The sequence below is a fragment of the Nostoc sp. genome (genome assembly GCF_035638895.1).
In the GTDB taxonomy this organism is placed as follows: Bacteria; Cyanobacteriota; Cyanobacteriia; order Cyanobacteriales; family Nostocaceae; genus Nostoc.
Genome location: NZ_DASQZC010000444.1, coordinates 1 through 1,617 on the forward strand (window position 1 = coordinate 1; position 1,617 = coordinate 1,617).

The 1,617-nt window shown below is 41.6% G+C and carries 2 protein-coding genes; both read right to left on the minus strand.

Translation table 11 applies throughout. The annotated features are described in order from the left end of the window. The coding region (gene hypE, locus VE944_RS22435) for a hydrogenase expression/formation protein HypE (RefSeq protein WP_324982108.1) at window positions 1–771 on the minus strand (771 nt) is incomplete at its 3' end. Window positions 772–827: 56 nt separating this feature from the next. Continuing rightward, the coding region (gene hypD / locus VE944_RS22440; protein WP_324982111.1) for a hydrogenase formation protein HypD at window positions 828–1,617 on the minus strand (790 nt) is incomplete at its 5' end.

Sequence of the window (1,617 nt, forward strand, 5' to 3'; positions counted from 1 at the left end):
CGCTAAACCACCGCGTGTAGCATCTCGCATAGCATGAACTTGGGGACATACATGGAGAATAGTTTCTACTAAGCTATGCAACGGCTGACAATCACTTTCAATATTAGTGTCTAAGGCTAATTCTCCACGGGCAATTAAAATGGCTGTCCCATGATTGCCTATTTCACCATTAATTATTATTGCATCTCCTGGTTTAATATTCTGGGCGGAAATATTAACTCCTCGCGGGATGATACCAATACCAGCAGTATTAATAAAGAGTTTATCGGCAGCACCTCGATGTACAACTTTTGTGTCACCAGTGACAATTTGAATACCCACTTTTTCTGCGGCTGCTTTCATACTGTTTGCAACACGGCGTAAGGTTTCTACTGGCAATCCTTCTTCTAAAATTACGCTACAAGTTAGATATAAAGGTTTAGCACCGCTTACAGCTAAATCATTAACTGTGCCGTTTATAGCTAATTCTCCTATATCACCACCGGGGAAAAATAACGGGTCTACAACATAAGAATCTGTTGTAAATGCGAGTCTATCTCCTTGTTGGAGGAGAGGGGTTAGGTTGAAGCTGGCTTGGTCTTCTAATTGTGAGAGAATTGGGTTATCAAAATTGCTGACAAAGATATCGTCTATTAAATCGCGCATGGCTTTACCACCGCTACCATGTGCGAGAGTTATATGAGTGTCTTGCACTTTAGCTTGGCGACGGCGGACTTGTTCTATTTTTTGGAATAGAGGATTTTGTATTGGATTTATGGGGGGGAAATTCATATTATTTTTTTTTAACGCAGAGGAACGCAAAGGGAAGCGCAAAGGTACGCGGAGTATTATAAGTCTGAGGAGAAGCCGCAGGCGGGGAGAGGTTCTTGAGTTATTTTTGGCTTTTGGGTGATTGTTCTTTTGGCAATGGTGGAGAGTCGCCCATATTTGTAATAGGCTGCACAAGCGCCTTCGGAAGATACCATGCAAGTACCGATTGGTGTTTCTGGTGTGCAAGCTGTACCGAATACTTTACACTCCCAAGGCTTTAAGACTCCTTTGAGAATTTCTCCACATTTACAAGCTTTATGGTCGGCTACTTTGAGGTTAGGAATGGTAAATTTAAGTTCGGCATCAAATTGGGCATATTCAGGTTGAATTTGTAATCCTGAATAGGGGATGTCACCTAAGCCGCGCCAATCAAAACTATTTCGTATGGCGAAAACTTTATTTATGGCTTGCAGGGCTACTTTGTTTCCGCTTTTTTGGACAATTCGATTATATTGATTTTCGACTTCACAACGATTTTCTACTAGCTGTTGCAATAGCATCCAAATTGATTGGAGAATATCTAAGGGTTCAAATCCTGAGACAACAATTGGCTTATTATATTGTTGGGAAATAAATTGATATGGGTCAGTACCAATTACCATGCTGACATGTCCAGGGCCAACAAATCCATCTAGTTGTAAGTCAGGATTATCTAATAGTGCTTTCAGGGCGGGAATCACGAGGACGTGATTGGAAAACATACTAAAGTTATAAATTTTTTCGGCTGCTGCTTGCAGGATGGTGAAGGCGGTGCTGGGAGCTGTGGTTTCAAAGCCTAATGCGAAGAAGACTACTTCTTTGTCGGGG